The following is an 18,367-nucleotide window of genomic DNA, read 5'->3' as shown; positions in this document are numbered from 1 at the left end:
GACAGCCGCATCGGCGTGTCCGGCGTCAGACAGTCGATCGCCCTCGTCCGTACCAGGCTCGGCCCCACGGCCCGCCGCAGCCGAACCTGCTGGCCCAGCAGCGCCGCGTCGGCCACCGACGCCCGACTCCGGCACACCTGCATCCGGCGAGCGCCGCAGACCGGCTGACGACACCGCGGAACCAGCGGAATTCCTGACGCGGTCCCCATAGGTACCCGACTCCGGCACTCCGGCATCCGGCGCGCCCCGCGGACCGGCTGACGACTCCGCGGAACCAGCGGAATTCCCGACGCGGTCCCCATAGGTACCCGGCTCCGGCACTCCGGTTTCCGAGCCGCGTCGCAGACCGGCCGCCGACTCCGCCGGACCAGCGGAACTCCCGAGGCGATCTACATCGGAATCCGACCCCGGCACTCCGGTTTTCGAACCGGGGCGCAGGTCGGCCACCGACTCAGCGGAATTTCCGACGCGGTCCCCATAGGTACCCGACTCCGGCACTCCGGTTTCCGAGCCGCGTCGCAGACCGGCCGCCGACTCCGCCGGACCAGCGGAACTCCTGAGGCGATCCACATCGGAATCCGACCCCGGCACACCGGCTTCCGAACCGCGTCGCAGCCTGGATCCCCGTCGGCCGCTCGGCGCCGGGGCGGCGATCTCGTCGATGCCGAACTCTCCGGGCGCCGGACCGGAGTCGACTGCCGCGCCTTCCACCGGCGAGCCGAGGTCCGAGCGCTCGGCGACACCGCGTGCGGCGGCCGGGCCGCGCGGGGCGCCGAAGTCGTCGGGGAAGGCGGGTGCCGACGGGCCGGGCGCGCCGAGGCGGGCGGAGTCCCGGTCGCCGAGCACCTGCCCGCGCAGTCCCGGCGGCGGCAGAGGTGCCCGGTAGATGGCGCGATCGCTGTCGAATCCGCTTGCCGGCGGGCGCATTTCGTTCCCACCGCGCCGATCGTCGGCCCGGCGGTCGGGCACATCGCGGTACCGGTCCCCGCGGCCGGATATCCGTTCCGCATCCCGGTCGATATCGGTGATCGGCCGGCGGGCGCGGTCACCGTCCGCGGCCGGGCCGCGGCGTTCGGTGGCCGCGCGCTGTGCGTGTTCGTCGTCGCGGCGCCGGCGGCCGGCGTCCCCGGCGAGCCGACCGGCCCGGCGCCGGCCCTCGTCGTCCGCGCGGCGGCCCCCTTCGGGTCCCGCTACCCGGCTAGGACGCAACTCGTCCCCGTCCGCACCCCGGCGGCCGTCGGCGCGCGGATCGCGCTCGGTCCGCCGTTCCCGTGGATCATGTTCGGCGGCACCGCGACTCGCCGTGCGCGGGTCCCGGTCGTCCCGCCGATCGCGGCCGTCCCGCCGCGCCCGCTCGTCACGGCGCTCCAAGTCTTCCCGGCGCTCGCGGTCGTCACGCCGACCCCGATCCTCACGGCGATCCAGACCCTCGAAGCGCTCACGGTCATCCCGCCGACCCCGATCCTCACGGCGATCCAGACCCTCGAAGCGCTCACGGTCATCCCGCCGACCCCGATCCTCACGGCGATCCAGACCCTCGAAGCGCTCACGGTCATCCCGCCACACCCGGTCGTCACGACGGTCCAGATCGTCCCGTCGTTCCCGATCACCACGCCGGTCCCAGTCGTCCCGCCGCTCCCGCACATCACGTTCGGGCCGGCGCGGACGCATCTCGTCGCGACCCGGGCGGTCCTGCGGATGCGGACCCCGATCCCGCGGATCGACCTCGGCCGCGTCGGGCCGCGCGCGGCGGCCGGGCGGCGCGCCCCGGCCCGGATCCCGCGCCGGGCGGCCCAGATCCTTGGGTACATCGCGTAGCCGAGGTTCAGCGGTGTTGTCGCGTCCCCGGTCCGACAGCCACCGGCGCAGCCGGCCACCGGACTTCTCCGGCACCGCCCGGGCGGGCAGGTCGACCGCCCACGCCGGCGCGGGCGCCGGTTCGCCGTCGCCGAGCGCCCGCAGCGATTCCCGTTCCGCCGCAGCGGTGTGCGCGCCCCGGCCGATCGGGTCGGGGTTCGCGGTGTCGACGATCCGCTCCCGGTAGCGGGGCGGCGCGCCCCGCCGGCGCGGCTGCAGGTCCTCCTCGGTCACGCGACGCTCACCCCGCCAGCGCGTTCGGGATCGACGCGTGCTCCGGCAGGATCACCCCGCACCCCAGCGACGCCGCGAACGCGGCCGCCTGGTAGCGGTAACACCGCCGGATCTTCAAGCGCGCCTGAGTGGACAGGTCCCGGGTGATGGATTCGATCCGGGGCAGGTCACCGCGCAGCGGCTCGGTGATGGTCACCAGGGCACCGAAGCGAGTGACACCGTGGCCGCGGGCTTGTTCCTCGCGGGCCTGCTGGGTGGCGCCGACCCGCAGCGTGGCCGCCGCGGACACCACACCACGTTCGCTCTGCTGGGCGACGAGGGCGTTCTTGTAGTCGTCGTCGACGATCTCCGCGGCGTCGGCGGCCGAATGCGGCCGGTAGACGATCGCGATGCGCTTGCGCGGCACTTCGGGATTCGGTGCCAGCAGGCGCTGCAGCACCCGTTCGTCGACCGCGCCCTCGGGGGCGGTGTCCATCTCCCAGGTCACCGACCGTCCGCCGTCGTGCAGGAAGTGGTCCCAGCGCTCCTCGTGCGAGACCGGGCCGGCGTCGGCCCAGTCCAGGCCATGGCCACCGGGCTCACCGGCCGCCACCTCCAGATCCGCTTGCGAGGCGGGGTCGTAGCTGCGGCGGATGAACGAGATCACCTCGTCCGCCGACATCGGCTGCGCCCGCACCCCGGCCTCGGCCAGCGCCGCGCAGATGCCCGGCAGCCGGCGGCCGATCTCGACGGCCTCCTCGGCGGGGTTCTTGCGCCGCTCGGCCGTGGTGGCCTTGAACGTGATCGACACCCTGGGCAGCAATTGCACACGCTCCTGGGGCAATTCGGTCGCCAGCTCGAACATCACCTGCTGCGCCAGATCCGGCGCCTCGGGATGGGTGATGGTCGACACCTCGGTGAGCAACCGGTTGCCGGTCTCGGGGACGGTGTCGATCACCGGTACCACCGCGACGATGTCGGAGGTCTGCCCCAGCGAGGCCAGGAAGGTGCCCCACGCCGACACCCAGCGGTCGATCACCGGCTGGTCGACGGCCTCGTGGCCCTGCGGCCAGGCCCGCAGAACCACGGTGTAGTGGGCGAACTGGGGCAGGTGGATCATGCCGAAGCTGTAGCCGCCGGCGTCGATCCCCTCGTACAGCTTGGAGGGTGCCATCAGACCGGGCAGCCGGGCCATCCCGCCGGGGATCCGCGAGAAGCGACCGCCACGGTAGACGTGCTCACCGTTACTGCGGCCGCGCAACCAGTGGAACATCATCCATCCCGTCTCGTAACCGGAGCGGCCCCCCGTCCGCCACACCAGTGGAACCATGACCACCACACCGACACCCGCGACGGCGAAGGCCGGTTGCGGCCCCGCGATCAGCGCGGTCATCAGGGCGGTGAGCACGACCACGAACCCCAGCACGGTCTCGCCCCAGCGCAGCCCGAAAAGGCCTGCGCTGCGTGGCTTCTGCCACAGGCCGTACGAGCGGCGCTCGTATTCGTAGCCCACCCGGCCGGTGGATTCGGTGGTCGTCATCGCGGAATCGTATTCCCGCCGAGGTCCGGAGCCCGGTTGGCCCACCGATCACCGGCGACGTCACCCATTCCGGCTTCGGCGCGGCTCAGTCCCTGGGTGGCCGCCCGCGCGGCCGCGACGTTGTTCATCACGCGGGTCGCGCCCGAGGGCTGGGAACTCGCGGGCGCGCCGCCGCCCTGCGGACCGCGGGGCGGAACCTGTGGCCGGGGTGCTCCCCCTCCGCGCGGCCCCGAACCGCCCGGAGGCCGCCGCCCGCCACCGCGGCCGACGTAACCGGGCGAACCCGCCGCGGCCGCACCACGCACCGAGACGGCCTTGGTACCGACCGCGCCCAGCGCCGCCGCACCCAGCGCCACACTGCCGGCCGCGGCCAGACCCGAACCGCCGCTACCGACGATCGCCACCGCGGGCGTCACCAGGCGCATCAGGGCGGGCAGCACGAAGGCCACACTGCACAGCAGCACGATCGCCACCAGCATCCGCTGCGCCTCGTCGGCATCGGGCAATCCCGCACCGGCACCGCTGTTGTCGGTGTCGGCGACCGCCACGAACGCGATCATGTAGACGATGGCCGCGACCGGCTTCCAGAGCATGAACGCGATGATCCAGCCGATCAGCTTCGGATAGGCCTGCCGCCCGGTCTGGGTGCCACCGGCCGCCGCCGCCAGCGGCAGCACTCCCGCCGCCACGACCAGCAGACCCTGACGCACGATGGCCAGCACGATCTGCGCGAGCGCCCCGAGCAGGCCGACGATCGCGATGATCAGCACCAGACCCGGCGAGAATGCCTGCAGCTTGGACGTTTTCACCAGCAGTTCGGCGATGTTCTTGGCATTGCCGTTGGTGGCGTCCTGAATCACCCAGGAGGAGAAGCGGTCCGACGCCTGCGTACCGGCCACGACCACCGCGCCCAGCATCCAGGAACTGAAGATCACCCGGGCGAACATCCGGAACGATTCGGTGGCCTCCGACAGCACCGCGCCGCGCCTGGCCTCGGCCAATCTCGCCCCGGACAGGATCACCGACACTATGAGCAGCAGGATCTGGGCTTGATACGTGTAATCGTTTATCTTGCTGAATAATTGGCCGGTATCACTGATCCGGTCGGCAGGCACCTTCATCCAGAAGGTCAGCGCCATCACCAGCGCTTGGCCCAGACCGCTCATCAGCGAGTCGACCACCTTGCCGAAGGTGGAGTCCCACGCCTTGTCCCGGACCGTCGCCGCGGCGTCACCCGGGTGGGTCGCCACGTTGCCGGCCTTGCAGGCCGCCGAGGCCGCGTCACCGAGCGACAGTCCCGGCACCCCGAGGTTGTCGAGCGCGTCGTGAATCTCGTTGCAGGACTGGTCGAATCCGTATTCCTGACCGTAGGCCACAGTCGGTGTCGCGATCATCACGGTGAAGATCACCGCGAAGATCGTCATCAGCCGCCTGAACAGCATCGTATTCGGCCTCCTGTCGCGTCGGTCGGCAGCGCGAACCGCGCCGCGTTCATTCCGCTGGATCACCATTTCGTCCATCCCGTCAGCGAATCCACGTAGTCGCTGTGGCCGGCGGCGCCGTCGGTCGGCTTCAGCCGCCAGTCCCCGTCTTCCCACACCATGACCAGGCGTACGGCTGCCCACATCTGTTTGCCGTCGGTCACCGGGCCGCGCGCGGCCAGGCGGACGATGGCGAGATCGTCGGCATAGTTCTCGATCTGGAACGCATCCGGTGCCACCAGGTACCGGGTGACGCGTTCGGGTTGCTGGTCGGGCAGTTTCCCGTCCGACCGGGCCTTGTCGTACGCGGCGATCTGCGCTGCCGTGACCCGGACCTGTCGCACGTACAGGTCCCGGTCGGCCGGACGGGCATTGAGCCGGTAGGTGATCTGCGCCGCGGCCAGCGCCGCCCCCTGCGGGGTGTGGCTGTATCCGACGGCCAGGCCGTTGTCGATCCGGGCCGGTCCGTCACTGGTGGAGAACGGAACCGAGGCCCCGTACACCCGCTGCCAGCCGTGCGGCTCGGTGGTGCCGGCCGGTGCGGCGGTGAGCCAGTCCGGGTCCGTCGCGGACCGCGGCTTGGTCGCCACCTGCACCAGCGGCTGGCCGGCCGGATTGTTCGGCACGTCGATCCGGCGGCCGAACAGGTCGATCTCCGGATCCGCGAACCCCGTCGCCCCGGAAGCCGCCGAGACCGCGGGTGCCGCGCCGGCGTCGTTGTGCACCGGGCCGGGGCTGCTCCGGTTGGCGTACATGATGATTCCGGCGATCACGATCAGTGCCAGTACCGCGGCCGAGACGACGACGCCGAACGAGACACCACGGCCGGAGTCGTCGTACGACTCCCCGCGTGCGGGCCGTTCGGTCATGCGCTGCCTTTCGAATTCACTGGGTACGGATACGGATCGGGGTCGGTCAGGTCGGCAGGAAGGCCAGGGCGATGGAGGTGGCCGAGCTGGCCGTGATCGCACCCAGCAGGCTGACGGTGACGCCGTGGGTGGCGTCGTTCACCGCCATGCCGTCGCGCATGGCCGACCACATCCGGCCGGCCGCGATGATCATCCACACGAGGCAGACGAGCAGTACCGCCCACAGCAGCCAGTCGATCAGCTGCATGATCGGTGCGAGCACGTCGGCGGGCATCTGCTTGTAGGCGAGGGTCGTCATCAGCTTCCTATCACCGCGTTAAGGATGGTGCCGGCGCTGGTCGCCACGATTCCTCCGATCATGGCCCCGGCCACCATCTTCGGGGACTCCATACCGCCGCCGGTCCACTTCTCCCAGGCGAACTTGCCGCCCGCGTACGTGATTCCCAGCACTCCCGACAGCAGCACGAACCAAGTGAAGTAACGAACCAGTTTCAGCAATTTGTCCGCGGCAGGAGGCGCCTCGGGGGTCGGGTTCCCGACCTGTGCGAGCACTGCGCCGTACGTCTCGTGCACGGCAGCGAAGATGGCACTCATCAAGCGTCCTTCTCGATCGGTGTTCGGTCTTCCAACTATCTACCTGAGGTACACCGTTAGACACAACGCCTTCTCGAGGCCACAGCGTGGCCCTCGGTCCCGACGGCTGCCCCTGCGGTGCCCAACAACCGCACCGGACCCCGGTACTCACCGGCGTCCTTCGTCCAATGGCGAACTACCACTGAGCCTTTCACGAATCAGCTCTACGATATCGGCCCCGAGGGCGTCGACGTCGTGCGGAACCTCGTGCAGCAGATCGAGTTTCCGCTTCTTCTGCACCGGTGGCGGATCGCCCGGCGACCACACCGGCAGCTGGTCGGCTTCGACCAGGGTCCATTCCTCGTACCAGGGCAGCTGCCACACCGCCCCGGCCAGCGAGCCCACGACGTCGCGATAGCGGCGGATCTCGGCGGGAATCCGCCCCGGCCGCGCGGCGACGGTCACCAGGCCCAGCACCGACCCCGGCCCGGCCAGCCCGGCGTGATGCTGGCGGAGCAGGTCGTGGGCGTGGGTCAGGCCCGAAATGGTCTCGCGCGCAACGAGAACGACGAACGGAGACTCGCGCTCGAACACCCCCGGCCAGCGCCGGTGCGCATCCGCGGCCGGGGCCAGCACATGCGCCAGCGTCGTGGCCCCGGCGCCACCGTGCACGCCGAGCAACCACACCAGTGGCGCGCGGCCCGCGCCCGGCACCGGCCGGTCCCATACCGGCGCCCGGCGCGCCTCGGGCGGCGCGACGACGCCGACCGTCCCGGCCGGGACATCGTCTCCCGCAGTCGATCTCATAGCGGAAGTCATGATGCCACCTCCGCCAGCAACCCCCGATAGGCGGCGCGGGTCTCCGCGGCCAGCGCGTTGTGCCGCACCAGTTCGCCCCGGGCCAGGTGCGGGTCGTAGGGGATCTCGCGAATATCGCGCACCCACCCGTCCAGATGCTCGCGCAAATGGTCGGCGACCGTGGCGTTGCCACCCGGAAGCTGGTGCGAGACAACGATTGTGGTGTCGCCGACGATCCCCGCGCCGGGGCCCTCACCGGGCGCGCCGAACTCGTCGTCGAGCCACTCCAGGGTGGTGCGCAGCCGGTTCGCCGCATCCGCGCGCGCCGGAATCGCCAGTACCAGAGCGATATCGCCGTCCTCGAGCAGCGGCCGCAGCTGCCGGGCCGCGATCGGGTTGCCGCCGTCGTACACCGGGACGTAGCCCGAATCCCCGATCGCCCGGGCGACCGTCAGGTAGGTGGCCCGGCGGCGCAGCGGCGCGGCGTCACGCCACAGCAGGCCGATACCGGAGGTGGCGCGGGACAGGCATTCCTTGAGCGGTGCCGGTTCGTCGTCGCCGCGGCCGTAGAGCCAGGACTGCAGGCTGATCGGGCTCAGGTGCTCGTCGGCGCCGCGCAGCGCGAGGTCACTGCCCGACGACGTGGCGTCGACCGCGACCGTCGCGGCGCCGCCCACGTTCAGTTCACCGGCCAGGCCGAGCGCGGTCGTGGTGGTACCGGCACCACCGCAGCCGCCGACCACCAGGATCGGCCGGGTCGCGCCACCGGGCTCGTCACCGCGGCCTCGGCGCAACCGCACCACCGGAGTCCGCACCCGCTCGGCCCGCTCCGGCGTCAACTCGGGCGCCTCGTCGAGCCACCGGCTCCAGTCCTGGTCCATCGCCTCAGTTCTCCCTCATCCAGCCGTGATGCTCGTGATGAGCGTGCGACCGCCGACCACTGCCGTGGTGACCACCTGCCCGCCGTAGGTCGCGATACCGCCGTCCGGCCGGTACTCGGTCACCGCCACCGCGAACCGCTCCGGGGTCACCGTGACGACCCGGACGCAGTAGTCGGTTCCGGCGGGGACGGAATCGATCCCGCGCTGGATCACCGCCGCGGACGGCACCGCCGCACCCGGCGCGACGACCTCGCGTGCCCGTTGCGCCGAGCGTTCCACGTAGTACGAGTGCTGGAACCACAGCACCGCGTCCGGACCCGAGCCGGTACCGCCGGGTTCCGCTCCGCGCACCATCTCGTCGGTCCGTTCGGTGACGCAGCGGCCCGCGCCGGACTCGTCCAGACCGGCGGCGCTCAGCCGCACCCCGGGGGCGTCGGTGTGGCGCGGCGAATCCTGATGGGCTTGCAGCGAATACCCGGTCACCGCCGCCGAGACACCCAGCAATGCCACGGCAATCGAGATCTGCAGCGGCCGACGCCGGGGACGGATCCGGTCTCGCAGCGACCGGCCCACCGCACCCGGGGTGCGGCGGGCCGGATCGCCGTCGAATTCCTCGTCGCTCCAGGGCAACCGGATCAGGTCCGCATCGGGGCCGGCCGGATGCCCGGCGTCGGGGCCGGGGGCGCGAGCGCCCACCCAATCGGTCCAGCCACCGCTGAATTCGCCCCGGCGGCTACCGGACTCCGGCGTGTAGGGCGGCGGCACGGGTTCGGGCGCGGTATCGGTGATGTAGTACGGGTAGCTACCGCCCTTGACGGCGGGCTCTCCGGTGCGCGGCGCGGGCGCCGGTGCGCCGCCCGCGGGGATGCCCGGGTCGGTCGCGGCGAGCGGTTCCAGTGCCGGATACCACCGGGCGAGAATTTTGTACGACTTCAACATTCCCCCGTCCCCGCAGGGCCGGCCACAGCGTGCAGCATCGTCGGACCTCTCGCGATCAGTCGGTGGAGACGGGGTGGTGCCAGCCGGGCCGGGAGCCGCCGTACCGGACGCTGCCGGAACGCCGGCCCGGAGACACACCCGCACAGGTGGTCCCAGGTGGAAATTGTCCCGTATACGGCGAATTCGGTGAACTCGACGCGCCGGTCGACACCGATTCGATTCCGAACGGCACTTTCGGCGCCGACACGGGTCGGGTGGACTGCCGAGATCGGATCGTGTGTGCGGTCGGCATCAGGATCCCCCTTCACCAGCGTCGCAGTCGATTCGGAGACGGAGAGATCACTTCGAGTTGCCGCTCCCGCCGCGCGAACCCCGAAACGAATAAACCGTAACAGAGCTCAGGCACTGTCGCAGCCCATCACCGAAAGGTTGAAAATACCGACCGGTATGCAAATCGATACTCCCCCAAGCATATCCCGCGCCGACCGACCCGCGCCGGGCCTCGACACGCCACTCGACGCCCTGGACCCGCACCCCACCAGACGCATTCGGACACCCCGCTGCCCGACAAACCCCCTGCACTGCCCCTGCGCCCCGAACCGCTCCCTACACTCCAGCGCTCTACTCATCCACGCGCTCGCACAAGCGCTCCCGCACACCGGCCGTCCCGAAGCACCCCGACTGCCACCCGAACCCGCGCCCAAGAGCCGCGCGCTCGCACACTGTTCCCGCACACCGGCCGTCCCGATGCACCCTCCCTGCCACCCGAACCCCCCGCCCCACAAACGCGCTCCACATCCGCGCGCTCGCACGCTGTTCCCGCACACCGGCCGTCCCGATGCACCCTCCCTGCCACCCGAACCCCGCGTCCCACAAACGCGCTCCACATCCGCGCGCTCACACGGCGTTCCCGCACACCGGCCGCCCCGAAGCGCCGCGCACTGGCACTCGACATGCCCACGAAGCAGCACCGCTAGCCATCAGCCCTCGGGCCGTGGCGGTCCTGTCCACCGATCGCCCCGCGAACCTGCGGTCGTGGCTTTCAGGCCCACGACGCCGCGCGCGATGCCACAGGCTGGGTGCGTCCCCGCGGTGGTAGTTTCGCAGCGAGATCGGGAGGCCCGGCACGAGCGGCGCACCAGGTGGTTTCGCCGGATTTGTGCAGTGTGTCCGGGAGTTGGCTCGGATCGGGTCGGCGCTCGGCCGGATCGATTCGGGGCGGCCGGAGAGCGGTACCGTCGCGGGCACCACGGAGAAGGGTGAGGATGGCCGACACTCATGTCGCGGCGATCGGCTGCGCGTTCGCCGGGGCCGTGTTGTTCGCTGTCGCCGCGGTGGCGCAGCAGCGGGCCGCGGCCGCGGTGCCCGAGGGCGAGGGGCTGCTGCGGCAGCTCACCCGCAATCCGCGGTGGTGGGCCGGAATGGTCGGCGACGCCGGAGGTTTCGGACTCCAGGTGGCCGCGCTGGCCTTGGGGTCGGTGCTCATCGTGCAGCCGATCCTGGTGAGCGCCTTGGTGTTCGCGTTACCGTTGGCCGCGCGCTACAGCGGGCGGCCGGTGACCGCGATCATGTGGGCGCACGCCGCGGCGCTGTCGATCGCGCTGGCGATCTTCCTGGTGGTCGGCGATCCCAGCGACGGCATCACCCACGCGCCGTGGCAGCGCTGGGTGGGGCCACTGGTCGTGCTCGGTGCGCTGGTGGCCGCGGCGATCACCGTCGCCCTCACGGTTCGGCGGCCCACCTGGCAGGCACTGCTGCTGGGGGCCGCGGCCGGACTGCTGTTCGGGACCTCGGCGGCCTTCACCGACAATGTGACCCGGCTGTACGCCGACGTCGGCGCACGCGCGCTCCTCACCAACTGGGAGACCTACGCGCTGGTGGCCACCGGCATCGGCGGCCTGTATCTGCAGCAGCGCGGCTACCAGATCGGCCCGCTGTCGGCATCGTTCCCCGCCTTCACCGTCGGCGAGCCACTGGCTGCCGCCGCCGTCGGCGCGACCGTCCTGGACGAACGACTCCGCACCGGACCCCTCGGCATCGCGGTCGTCGCCGCCGCGGCGGTCGTGATGTGCGTTGCCGCCGTACAACTTTCACGCGCGGAAGCGGGGCCGGACCCCGTGGTGTCCGGCCCCGACAGCACTATTGCTTCGTAACAACTGATTTCGGAAGATCCGGGTAACTCACCGGGTACGCCCAAAATCGGCTCGGCACCCCCACCGCCGGCACGCGTGCCGGACCGACGACGGCTCGCCTGCCGCGCGCTAAAAACTCGGGACGGCTCAGCCGAAGTGGCAGACGTAGTGCAAGGTCTCGGTGACCTCGATGTCGAAGGAGCTGTTGCCCGGAACACTGAACTGCTCGCCGCCGCGGAAGGTCACGGCCTCGGTGGCGCCCGGCAGCGTGACCTTGCACTCGCCCTCGAGCAGCTCCATGATCTCCGGGGCACCCGTCGAGAAGGTCAGCGACGACGGCAGGATCACGCCGACGGACTTGGTGGTCCCGTCCGCGAGCGTGACCGAGTGGCTGACGCACTTTCCGTCGAAGTAGACGTTCGCCTTCTTGGCGACGGTGACGTTCTCGAACTGCGGCATGATGTCCTTCCCTGGTGAGCTGAGCTGCCAGCTTACCGAGGGGCTGGGCCGCTGCATCTCATGGGCCACGTGACCGGGGCCTCCGTGGTTACGCTCCGCTGCCGCCTCCGGCCCCGACGCTCACGCGGCCGACGTCACCCGGTAGACGTCGTACACACCCTCCACATTGCGGACCACGTTCAGCAGGTGACCCAGGTGCTTCGGGTCGCCCATCTCGAAGGTGAACTTGCTGATCGCCACCCGGTCACCCGAGGTGGTGACCGACGCGGACAGGATGTTGACCTTCTCGTCGGCGAGCACCTTGGTGACATCGGACAGCAGGCGGGTGCGGTCGAGCGCCTCGATCTGGATGGCGACCAGGAACACCGAGGACGGCGACGGCGCCCACTTCACCTCGATGATCCGCTCGGACTGCTCGCGCAGTGAATCGGCGTTGGTGCAGTCGGTGCGGTGCACGCTCACCGCACCACCGCGCGTCACGAAGCCCATGATCTCGTCGCCCGGTACCGGCGTGCAGCACTTGGCCAGCTTGGCGACCGTGCCGGGAGCACCGGGCACCTCGACGCCGGCGTCGCCGGTGGTGCGCTGCCGCGCGGGCAGCGTGGACGGCGTACTGCGTTCGGCCAGTTCGTTTTCCACGTCGCCGACGCCACCGAGCTGGGCCATGAGCCGCTGCACCACGTGGTGCGCCGACACCTGGCCCTCGCCGACCGCGGCGTACAGCGCCGAGATGTCGGTGTAGTGCAGTTCGTGGGCCAGCGCCGTCATGGCGTCGACACCCATCAACCGCTGCAGAGGCAGCCCGGAGCGGCGCACCTCCTTGGAGATGTGCTCCTTACCGGCTTCGAGGGCCTCTTCACGCCGCTCCTTGGCGAACCACTGCCGGATCTTGGCCTTGGCGCGCGGGGAAACCACGAAGTTCTGCCAGTCGCGGCTCGGGCCGGCGTTCTGCGCCTTCGAGGTGAAGATCTCGACGACCTCACCGTTCTCCAGCTGCCGTTCCAGCGCCACCAGGCGACCGTTCACGCGGGCACCGATGCACTTGTGCCCGACCTCGGTGTGCACCGCGTAGGCGAAGTCGACCGGAGTCGACTTCTGCGGCAACGTGATCACGTCACCCTTCGGGGTGAACACGAAGATCTCCGGTGACTTGAGGTCGAAGCGCAGCGACTCCAGGAACTCGGCCGGGTCCGCGGCCTCACGCTGCCAGTCGAGCAGCTGCCGCATCCAGGCCATGTCGTCGACCTCGGCGATATCGCCGGAGTGCTTGCCGCGGGTCTCCTTGTAGCGCCAGTGCGCGGCGATTCCGAACTCGGCGGTGCGGTGCATGTCGTGGGTGCGGATCTGCACTTCCAGCGGCTTGCCGTCGGGGCCGACGACCGTGGTGTGCAGCGACTGGTACACGCCGTAGCGCGGCTGGGCGATGTAGTCCTTGAACCGCCCGGCCATCGGCTGCCACAGCGAGTGCACCACACCGACCGCCGCGTAGCAGTCGCGCAGCTCGTCGCACAGGATGCGGATACCGACCAGGTCGTGGATGTCGTCGAAGTCTTTACCCTTGACGATCATCTTCTGGTAGATCGACCAGTAGTGCTTGGGCCGGCCCTCGACCACGGCGTTGATCCGGCTGGCGGCGAGCGTGTTCACGATCTCGGCGCGCACCCGGGCCAGGTAGGTGTCGCGCGAGGGCGCGCGATCGGCGACCAGGCGCACGATCTCGTCGTACTTCTTGGGGTGCAGGATCGCGAAGGCGAGGTCCTCCAGCTCCCACTTGACGGTGGCCATACCGAGCCGATGTGCCAGCGGCGCAATGACTTCCAGCGTCTCGCGGGCCTTCTTGGCCTGCTTCTCCGGCGGCAGGAAGCGCATGGTACGCATGTTGTGCAGCCGGTCGGCGACCTTGATCACCAGCACGCGCGGGTCGCGGGCCATGGCGATGATCATCTTGCGGATGGTCTCGGCCTCGGCGGCCGCGCCGAGGTTCACCTTGTCGAGTTTGGTGACGCCGTCGACCAGGTGCGCGACCTCCTGACCGAACTCCGCGGTCAGCTCCTCGAGCGAGTAGCCGGTGTCCTCGACGGTGTCGTGCAGCAGGGCGGCGACCAGCGTGGTGGTATCCATCCCGAGCTCGGCCAGGATGTTCGCGACCGCGAGCGGGTGCGTGATGTAGGGGTCACCGGATTTGCGGAACTGATGCTGGTGCCGCTCGTCGGCGACGTCGAAGGCCCGCTGCAGCTGTTGCAGATTCGCCTTCGGGTACAGCTCGCGGTGCACCGTGGCCAGCGGCTCCAGGACCGGCTTCACCGCCGAGATGCCGCGCTGGCCGGTCATGCGGCGGGCCAGGCGCGCGCGGACGCGACGCGAGGCGGACGTGGGCACCGCGGCGGGGGCTGCGGCGCGACGTTCCACCGGCGCGGCCGGGGCTGCGGGCGTGGTGGGCTTGGGTCGCTCACCCGCCGCCGGCTGCCCAGCATTCGCGTCGTCGATCACAGTCATGCCACCACCTCTCCCCAGCTCGATCGGCACACAGTATCCGACCGTCGCACAGCCTGTACCACCAATGTATCGCCCGGAACGCTCACTCTAATCCCGCGCACCGACAGGTGCCGGAGAGTGCCGTTGCCGCCCGGTCGCCGGCGTCGCCGCGGGCGCCTGGATCTAGGGTCTGGACCATGACCGTGGTCCGATCCCTGCTGTTGTTCGCACTGGCCGCACTCACCGAGATCGGCGGGGCATGGCTGGTCTGGCAGGGGTGGCGCGAACACCGCGGGCTGTGGTGGGTGGCGGCGGGCGTGCTGATGCTCGGCGCGTACGGCTTCGTGGCCACGTTCCAGCCGGATCCGAACTTCGGGCGGGTCCTGGCCGCCTACGGCGGGGTGTTCGTCGCCGGATCGCTGGCCTGGGGCATGGTGGTCGACGGTTACCGGCCCGACCGTTCGGACGTGGTCGGTGCCGTGATCTGCCTGCTCGGGGTCGCGGTCGTCATGTACGGCCCGCGCGGCTGAGGCCGAGTCCGGTTCAGGCTGTATCCCTTTCGCCCATCCGGACGGCCTGCGTGGTCACGCTCCGCTCCGGCCGCCGGCCGTCTCAGGCGGGCCGGATCTCGAAGACCGGGAATCCGGGCGCGATCTCGGCGAGCTGCTCGTCGGTGGCGTCCTTGGTGATGCCCTCGAAGAACTGGCCAACCTCCCAGCCCCACTTGACCAGGTACTGCCGCAGCACCGGAACCTTGTCGGCGTCGGCGACCTCGGTGGCGACGAAGGGCTCGACCTTGCGGCCCAGGCGCAGTTCACCGCCGCCGGCGACCCGCATGTTGCGCACCCACTGGGTGTGGCCGCGCGGGGCGACCAGGTAGCGGGTGCCATCCGGCATGACCAGGGGGTTCACCGTGGTGGTGCGCCATTCACCGGTGCTGCGGCCGCGCACGGCCAGCAGGCGCGAGCCGGCCATGGTGACGCCCCACTTCGACAGACGGTTCACCACCGAGTTGAACACGGCGTCCATACCGGTGGCCTGAACGTTGCGCATGGCGGTCATGATTTCTCCTCAGATTTGTGAGCACTGCTCTCGTTCCGTAACCAGCATGCGCCTCGCACCGCCGAAAGTCAAGAGCAGTGCTCTCTCTTTTTCGGCGGCCCCGGAAAACGACAACGGGCCCGCCGGTCGGCGGGCCCGTTGTCGGGTCTCGATGCGGCCTGGTCGGCCTCAGTGACGATCGTGGGGAGTCAGGAACTCCAGTCCGTAGCGGTGCAGGAAGCCGTCCGCGGCGGCCCAGCGACCGGTGTACACATCCTCCGGCCGCCCGACCGGGCGAGCCGCCAGGCCCGACGACGTCGGGGCGCACACGACCTGCGCGTCGTACCGCCCGGCCGGAATCTTCCCGGTGTCCAGATCGGCCGCGCCGTCCGCGCCCACCGGCCGCCAGGGCATGTTCACCCCGTGCGCCTGGATCCGGCACTCACCGCCGGGCCGTTCCCCCGTCACCCGGGCGGTGATCCCCACGCCACCGTGCAGCTGCGCCTGCGGCGTCGGCGATGCCGTCGCCGCGCCGACCGCGACCATCGCACCGGCCGCACCGACCGCGATGGCGGTGAGCCGGGCACGCCCGGGACGACTCATGTGGATGCCTCCTACCGTTCGCCGATACTCCCGCGAACGAGCGCTCTCGGATCGGGATCGTCACCGGCACACGCGAAGTGAACACGGCGACCGGCACCGACACGTTACAACGAACGGTCGAGGACTTTACAACTTGATGACGGCGGAGAGCGTGTAGTCCCCCTGCCGGGCCCGGCCGCCGAGCGCCTCGAGCTCGAGCACCACCGCGGCCGCCACCACCTCGGCACCGGCCTCGGTCAGCAGTTCCGCGGCCGCGGCCAGCGTGCCGCCGGTCGCCAGCACATCGTCGATCAGCAGCACCCGCCGGCCGGCCAGCTCGATCCCGTCCGCCGGAATCTCCAGCGACGCGGTGCCGTACTCCAGGGTGTACTCCCGGCTCCGCACCGGCGGCGGCAGCTTGCCGGCCTTGCGCACCGCGAGCACGCCCGTACCCAGCGCCGCCGCCACGCCCGCACCGAGCAGGAACCCGCGCGCGTCCACACCTGCCACCAGATCCGCGCGCGGCGCCACCGCGCCCAAGCACTCGATCACGGCCTGGAACCCCGCGGCATCGGCGAACACCGGCGTCAGATCGGCGAACCGGACACCCGGAGTGGGGAAGTCGTCACGCCAGCGGGTCAGGTTCTGGACGGCCTCGGCCGCCTTCGCCGTCCGCTCCCCGGCCGCCTCGGCGGTCTCGGTCATCGTGTGCTTGCTCATCTCCACCCACTCCTCGTAACGCGCCCACAACGGGCACTCACCGCCGAAACACCCAGCGGTCCATATTCCAACCCGCACCGGCCTTGGTGGGGTTCACGATTCCGTTCTCCAGCCCGGCACCGAACGCGACGGTGCGCGGAGTGGAGAACAGCGGAATCGACGGCATCTCCGTCCACAGCAGATTTTCCGACTCGGTGACCAGATTCAGGATGTTCATCGAATTGTCATCTGCCGCAAGTTGATCGGTGATCGCATCGTAGCGGCCGTTTCCGTAGCGGCCGACATTGAGGCCCTGTCCGGTGCGCAGCGCCGCGGCGGCGTCCCCTCCGGTCTGCGAACCGGCCGGCCCGGGCACCCCGCCGGGCCCGCCGAGCATTGCGTCCGCCGTGCCGGCCACCAGCCGGTCCGGCGTGAAATCCGGTGCGCCGGCGTCGACTACGGTCACACCCGCCTGGCCGCAGGCATCGGCGATCATCTTCACCGCGCGGGCGCGGCGGTCGTCGGGCGCCCGGTAGCCGATGCGGACCGTCTCACCGCTGAGCGCCTTCGCCGCCGCGGCATCGCCGTTGTGATACTGGTCGGCGATGCCGGTCGCCGCCGGGTAGTAGACCGAGTCCGGTTGCAGGATGCGGGAATTCAGCATTCCCGAGCCCAGCCCGGTCTTGGCCTCGAAACCCGGGTGACCCAGCTGGTCGAACAGCGACTGCCGGGGCAGGCACCCGGCCAGGGCGCGCCGCGCCGCCGCATTGTCGAACACCCCGGTCATCGTGGCCAGAATCAGCTGTTCGGCGCCCCGGCCGGCCACCTGCTGCACCGAGAAACCGTCCAGCTTCAGTCCGGGCACGGACTCGGCACCGATGTCGACGACCTCGACCGCCTTGTCCGCCACCGCCTTGACGACATCGGTGTTCTTGGGCCACACCACGATCCGTGGGGTTCGCGGGGCCAGGCCGGACCACTTGTCGTTCTTCACCAGCACGAGACCGTCTGTGGCGCTGAAGGATTCGATCCGGTACGGGCCCGACGCGGGGAACTTCGCCGCGTCCACCGGTCCCGGCTGCAGGATCCAGCCGATGTTCCAGAACTGGGACAGCTTGCCCAGAACCCCGGGATCGGCGGCCTGCACCGCGGCCACCACGTTCGGCACCCCGGCCTGCTGCGCTGCCACGTGCGCGGGCATGATCTCCCCGGCCCCGAAGAGCGTGCGCCAGTTCAGATAATGCCGACCCGGACGGAACACCACCGTCGCGTCCTTGGACCCCGGCTGGCATTCCACGCGCTCGATATCGGAATAGCCCAGCGTGCTGGCGGCATCGAACAGCGGCTGCCCGGCCGGGCCGGTGAACCGGCCGCTGCGGGCCGCCCACTCCAGCACCAGATCGTCACACGTGGTCGGCGTGCCGTCCGACCACGAGCCCTCCGGGTTCAGCCGGTACTGGATGGTCTGCACATCGCCCGGAACCTCCTTGGCGGTACCGAAATCGGTGTCCGCCACCGGCTGCCCGTCGGGGCCGGTGTAGAAGAAGCCGGGCAGTACCCGCCCGAAAATCGTTGCGACACCGCTGGTCCCGCCCACCGCGCTACTGCCGTTGTAGGTCGACACCACGGCGTCGACCGCATACCCGATCGAGGGCACCTGATTCTTGCTCGCACACGCGGACAGCGCCCCGCCCGCCAGCGCGCTCGCGGTGATCAGCGCGGCGATCCGCACCGGCCGCCGGCCGTGCCGAGGTCTGCGCACCACCGATCTCGCGCTCGAGCTCCCGGACCCTGACACCTGTCCGACTCCGTGGTCGCGCAAACTGTC

The 18,367-nt window shown here is 70.6% G+C and carries 17 protein-coding genes; 3 read left to right on the top strand and 14 right to left on the bottom strand.

Annotation, left to right across the window (positions count from 1 at the left end; translation table 11 throughout):
- Positions 1–1,092: 1,092 nt before the first annotated feature.
- On the top strand, positions 1,093–1,818 hold the full coding sequence (locus tag EBN03_RS21340) for a hypothetical protein (RefSeq protein ID WP_122189852.1): 726 nt from the start codon (positions 1,093–1,095) through the stop codon (positions 1,816–1,818).
- A gap of 280 nt (positions 1,819–2,098) precedes the next feature.
- Here EBN03_RS21340 and EBN03_RS21335 read toward each other — a convergent pair whose 3' ends face one another.
- The 8 genes from EBN03_RS21335 to EBN03_RS21300 form a co-directional block, all read right to left on the bottom strand.
- Positions 2,099–3,610 (bottom strand): SCO6880 family protein, encoded by a 1,512-nt coding sequence (locus EBN03_RS21335; protein ID WP_122189851.1) that lies wholly within the window; start codon positions 3,608–3,610, stop codon positions 2,099–2,101.
- Positions 3,607–5,052, bottom strand: a complete 1,446-nt coding sequence (locus tag EBN03_RS21330; protein ID WP_233608511.1) for a hypothetical protein — start codon at positions 5,050–5,052, stop codon at positions 3,607–3,609. The genes EBN03_RS21335 and EBN03_RS21330 overlap by 4 nt, the downstream gene beginning before the upstream one ends.
- A 62-nt stretch (positions 5,053–5,114) precedes the next feature.
- On the bottom strand, positions 5,115–5,960 hold the full coding sequence (locus EBN03_RS21325; protein ID WP_122189850.1) for a hypothetical protein: 846 nt from the start codon (positions 5,958–5,960) through the stop codon (positions 5,115–5,117).
- A 46-nt stretch (positions 5,961–6,006) separates the two neighbouring features.
- The gene (locus tag EBN03_RS21320) at positions 6,007–6,258 is read right to left on the bottom strand and encodes a hypothetical protein (protein ID WP_122189849.1); all 252 of its coding nucleotides are present in this window, start codon (positions 6,256–6,258) and stop codon (positions 6,007–6,009) included.
- The gene (locus EBN03_RS21315; RefSeq protein ID WP_122189848.1) at positions 6,258–6,554 is read right to left on the bottom strand and encodes a hypothetical protein; all 297 of its coding nucleotides are present in this window, start codon (positions 6,552–6,554) and stop codon (positions 6,258–6,260) included. The genes EBN03_RS21320 and EBN03_RS21315 overlap by 1 nt, the downstream gene beginning before the upstream one ends.
- A 147-nt stretch (positions 6,555–6,701) precedes the next feature.
- Positions 6,702–7,352 carry a hypothetical protein gene (locus EBN03_RS21310; RefSeq protein ID WP_233608510.1) on the bottom strand — a complete coding sequence of 217 codons (651 nt, stop codon included), beginning with the start codon at positions 7,350–7,352 and terminating at the stop codon, positions 6,702–6,704.
- Positions 7,349–8,212 (bottom strand): MinD/ParA family ATP-binding protein, encoded by an 864-nt coding sequence (locus EBN03_RS21305; protein ID WP_122189846.1) that lies wholly within the window; start codon positions 8,210–8,212, stop codon positions 7,349–7,351. Before EBN03_RS21305 ends, EBN03_RS21310 begins: the two co-directional genes overlap by 4 nt.
- Positions 8,213–8,227: 15 nt before the next feature.
- On the bottom strand, positions 8,228–9,151 hold the full coding sequence (locus EBN03_RS21300) for a hypothetical protein (protein WP_122189845.1): 924 nt from the start codon (positions 9,149–9,151) through the stop codon (positions 8,228–8,230).
- A gap of 1,265 nt (positions 9,152–10,416) precedes the next feature.
- Here EBN03_RS21300 and EBN03_RS21295 point away from each other — a divergent pair.
- Positions 10,417–11,304, top strand: a complete 888-nt coding sequence (locus EBN03_RS21295) for a DMT family transporter (RefSeq protein ID WP_122189844.1) — start codon at positions 10,417–10,419, stop codon at positions 11,302–11,304.
- Between the two features lie 126 nt (positions 11,305–11,430).
- Here EBN03_RS21295 and ppnP read toward each other — a convergent pair whose 3' ends face one another.
- Both ppnP and EBN03_RS21285 read right to left on the bottom strand, forming a co-directional pair.
- Entirely contained in the window at positions 11,431–11,742 is a 312-nt protein-coding gene (gene ppnP / locus EBN03_RS21290; protein WP_122189843.1) for a pyrimidine/purine nucleoside phosphorylase, read from the bottom strand.
- A gap of 120 nt (positions 11,743–11,862) precedes the next feature.
- A complete protein-coding gene (locus EBN03_RS21285; RefSeq protein WP_122189842.1) occupies positions 11,863–14,238 on the bottom strand; it encodes a RelA/SpoT family protein in 2,376 nt (791 codons plus the stop codon).
- A 176-nt stretch (positions 14,239–14,414) separates the two neighbouring features.
- Here EBN03_RS21285 and EBN03_RS21280 point away from each other — a divergent pair, with 176 nt between their 5' ends.
- A complete protein-coding gene (locus EBN03_RS21280; RefSeq protein ID WP_122189841.1) occupies positions 14,415–14,747 on the top strand; it encodes a YnfA family protein in 333 nt (110 codons plus the stop codon).
- A gap of 82 nt (positions 14,748–14,829) precedes the next feature.
- Here EBN03_RS21280 and EBN03_RS21275 read toward each other — a convergent pair whose 3' ends face one another.
- From EBN03_RS21275 to EBN03_RS21260, 4 genes are all read right to left on the bottom strand, one after another.
- Positions 14,830–15,279 (bottom strand): nitroreductase/quinone reductase family protein, encoded by a 450-nt coding sequence (locus EBN03_RS21275; protein ID WP_122189840.1) that lies wholly within the window; start codon positions 15,277–15,279, stop codon positions 14,830–14,832.
- 168 nt (positions 15,280–15,447) lie between these two features.
- Positions 15,448–15,861: a hypothetical protein gene (locus EBN03_RS21270; protein WP_122189839.1), complete on the bottom strand. Its 414-nt coding sequence runs from the start codon at positions 15,859–15,861 to the stop codon at positions 15,448–15,450.
- A 126-nt stretch (positions 15,862–15,987) separates the two neighbouring features.
- Positions 15,988–16,560, bottom strand: a complete 573-nt coding sequence (locus tag EBN03_RS21265) for an adenine phosphoribosyltransferase (RefSeq protein ID WP_122189936.1) — start codon at positions 16,558–16,560, stop codon at positions 15,988–15,990.
- Between the two features lie 37 nt (positions 16,561–16,597).
- Positions 16,598–18,301: an ABC transporter substrate-binding protein gene (locus EBN03_RS21260; RefSeq protein ID WP_122189838.1), complete on the bottom strand. Its 1,704-nt coding sequence runs from the start codon at positions 18,299–18,301 to the stop codon at positions 16,598–16,600.
- Positions 18,302–18,367 lie beyond the last annotated feature (66 nt).

The organism is Nocardia stercoris (assembly GCF_003696265.1).
Lineage (GTDB): Bacteria > Actinomycetota > Actinomycetes > Mycobacteriales > Mycobacteriaceae > Nocardia > Nocardia stercoris.
This window is presented reverse-complemented; position numbering and strand designations above follow the sequence as displayed.

Excerpts from the sequence above, each read along its gene's own strand:
- EBN03_RS21335 (WP_122189851.1), bottom strand. The coding sequence starts at position 3,610 with ATGACGACCACCGAATCCACCGGCCGGGTGGGCTACGAATACGAGCGC.
- EBN03_RS21330 (WP_233608511.1), bottom strand. The coding sequence starts at position 5,052 with ATGCTGTTCAGGCGGCTGATGACGATCTTCGCGGTGATCTTCACCGTG.
- EBN03_RS21325 (WP_122189850.1), bottom strand. The coding sequence starts at position 5,960 with ATGACCGAACGGCCCGCACGCGGGGAGTCGTACGACGACTCCGGCCGT.
- EBN03_RS21320 (WP_122189849.1), bottom strand. The coding sequence starts at position 6,258 with ATGACGACCCTCGCCTACAAGCAGATGCCCGCCGACGTGCTCGCACCG.
- EBN03_RS21315 (WP_122189848.1), bottom strand. The coding sequence starts at position 6,554 with ATGAGTGCCATCTTCGCTGCCGTGCACGAGACGTACGGCGCAGTGCTC.
- EBN03_RS21310 (WP_233608510.1), bottom strand. The coding sequence starts at position 7,352 with ATGACTTCCGCTATGAGATCGACTGCGGGAGACGATGTCCCGGCCGGG.
- EBN03_RS21305 (WP_122189846.1), bottom strand. The coding sequence starts at position 8,212 with ATGGACCAGGACTGGAGCCGGTGGCTCGACGAGGCGCCCGAGTTGACG.
- EBN03_RS21300 (WP_122189845.1), bottom strand. The coding sequence starts at position 9,151 with ATGTTGAAGTCGTACAAAATTCTCGCCCGGTGGTATCCGGCACTGGAA.
- EBN03_RS21295 (WP_122189844.1), top strand. The coding sequence starts at position 10,417 with ATGGCCGACACTCATGTCGCGGCGATCGGCTGCGCGTTCGCCGGGGCC.
- ppnP (WP_122189843.1), bottom strand. The coding sequence starts at position 11,742 with ATGCCGCAGTTCGAGAACGTCACCGTCGCCAAGAAGGCGAACGTCTAC.
- EBN03_RS21285 (WP_122189842.1), bottom strand. The coding sequence starts at position 14,238 with ATGACTGTGATCGACGACGCGAATGCTGGGCAGCCGGCGGCGGGTGAG.
- EBN03_RS21280 (WP_122189841.1), top strand. The coding sequence starts at position 14,415 with ATGACCGTGGTCCGATCCCTGCTGTTGTTCGCACTGGCCGCACTCACC.
- EBN03_RS21275 (WP_122189840.1), bottom strand. The coding sequence starts at position 15,279 with ATGACCGCCATGCGCAACGTTCAGGCCACCGGTATGGACGCCGTGTTC.
- EBN03_RS21270 (WP_122189839.1), bottom strand. The coding sequence starts at position 15,861 with ATGAGTCGTCCCGGGCGTGCCCGGCTCACCGCCATCGCGGTCGGTGCG.
- EBN03_RS21265 (WP_122189936.1), bottom strand. The coding sequence starts at position 16,560 with ATGAGCAAGCACACGATGACCGAGACCGCCGAGGCGGCCGGGGAGCGG.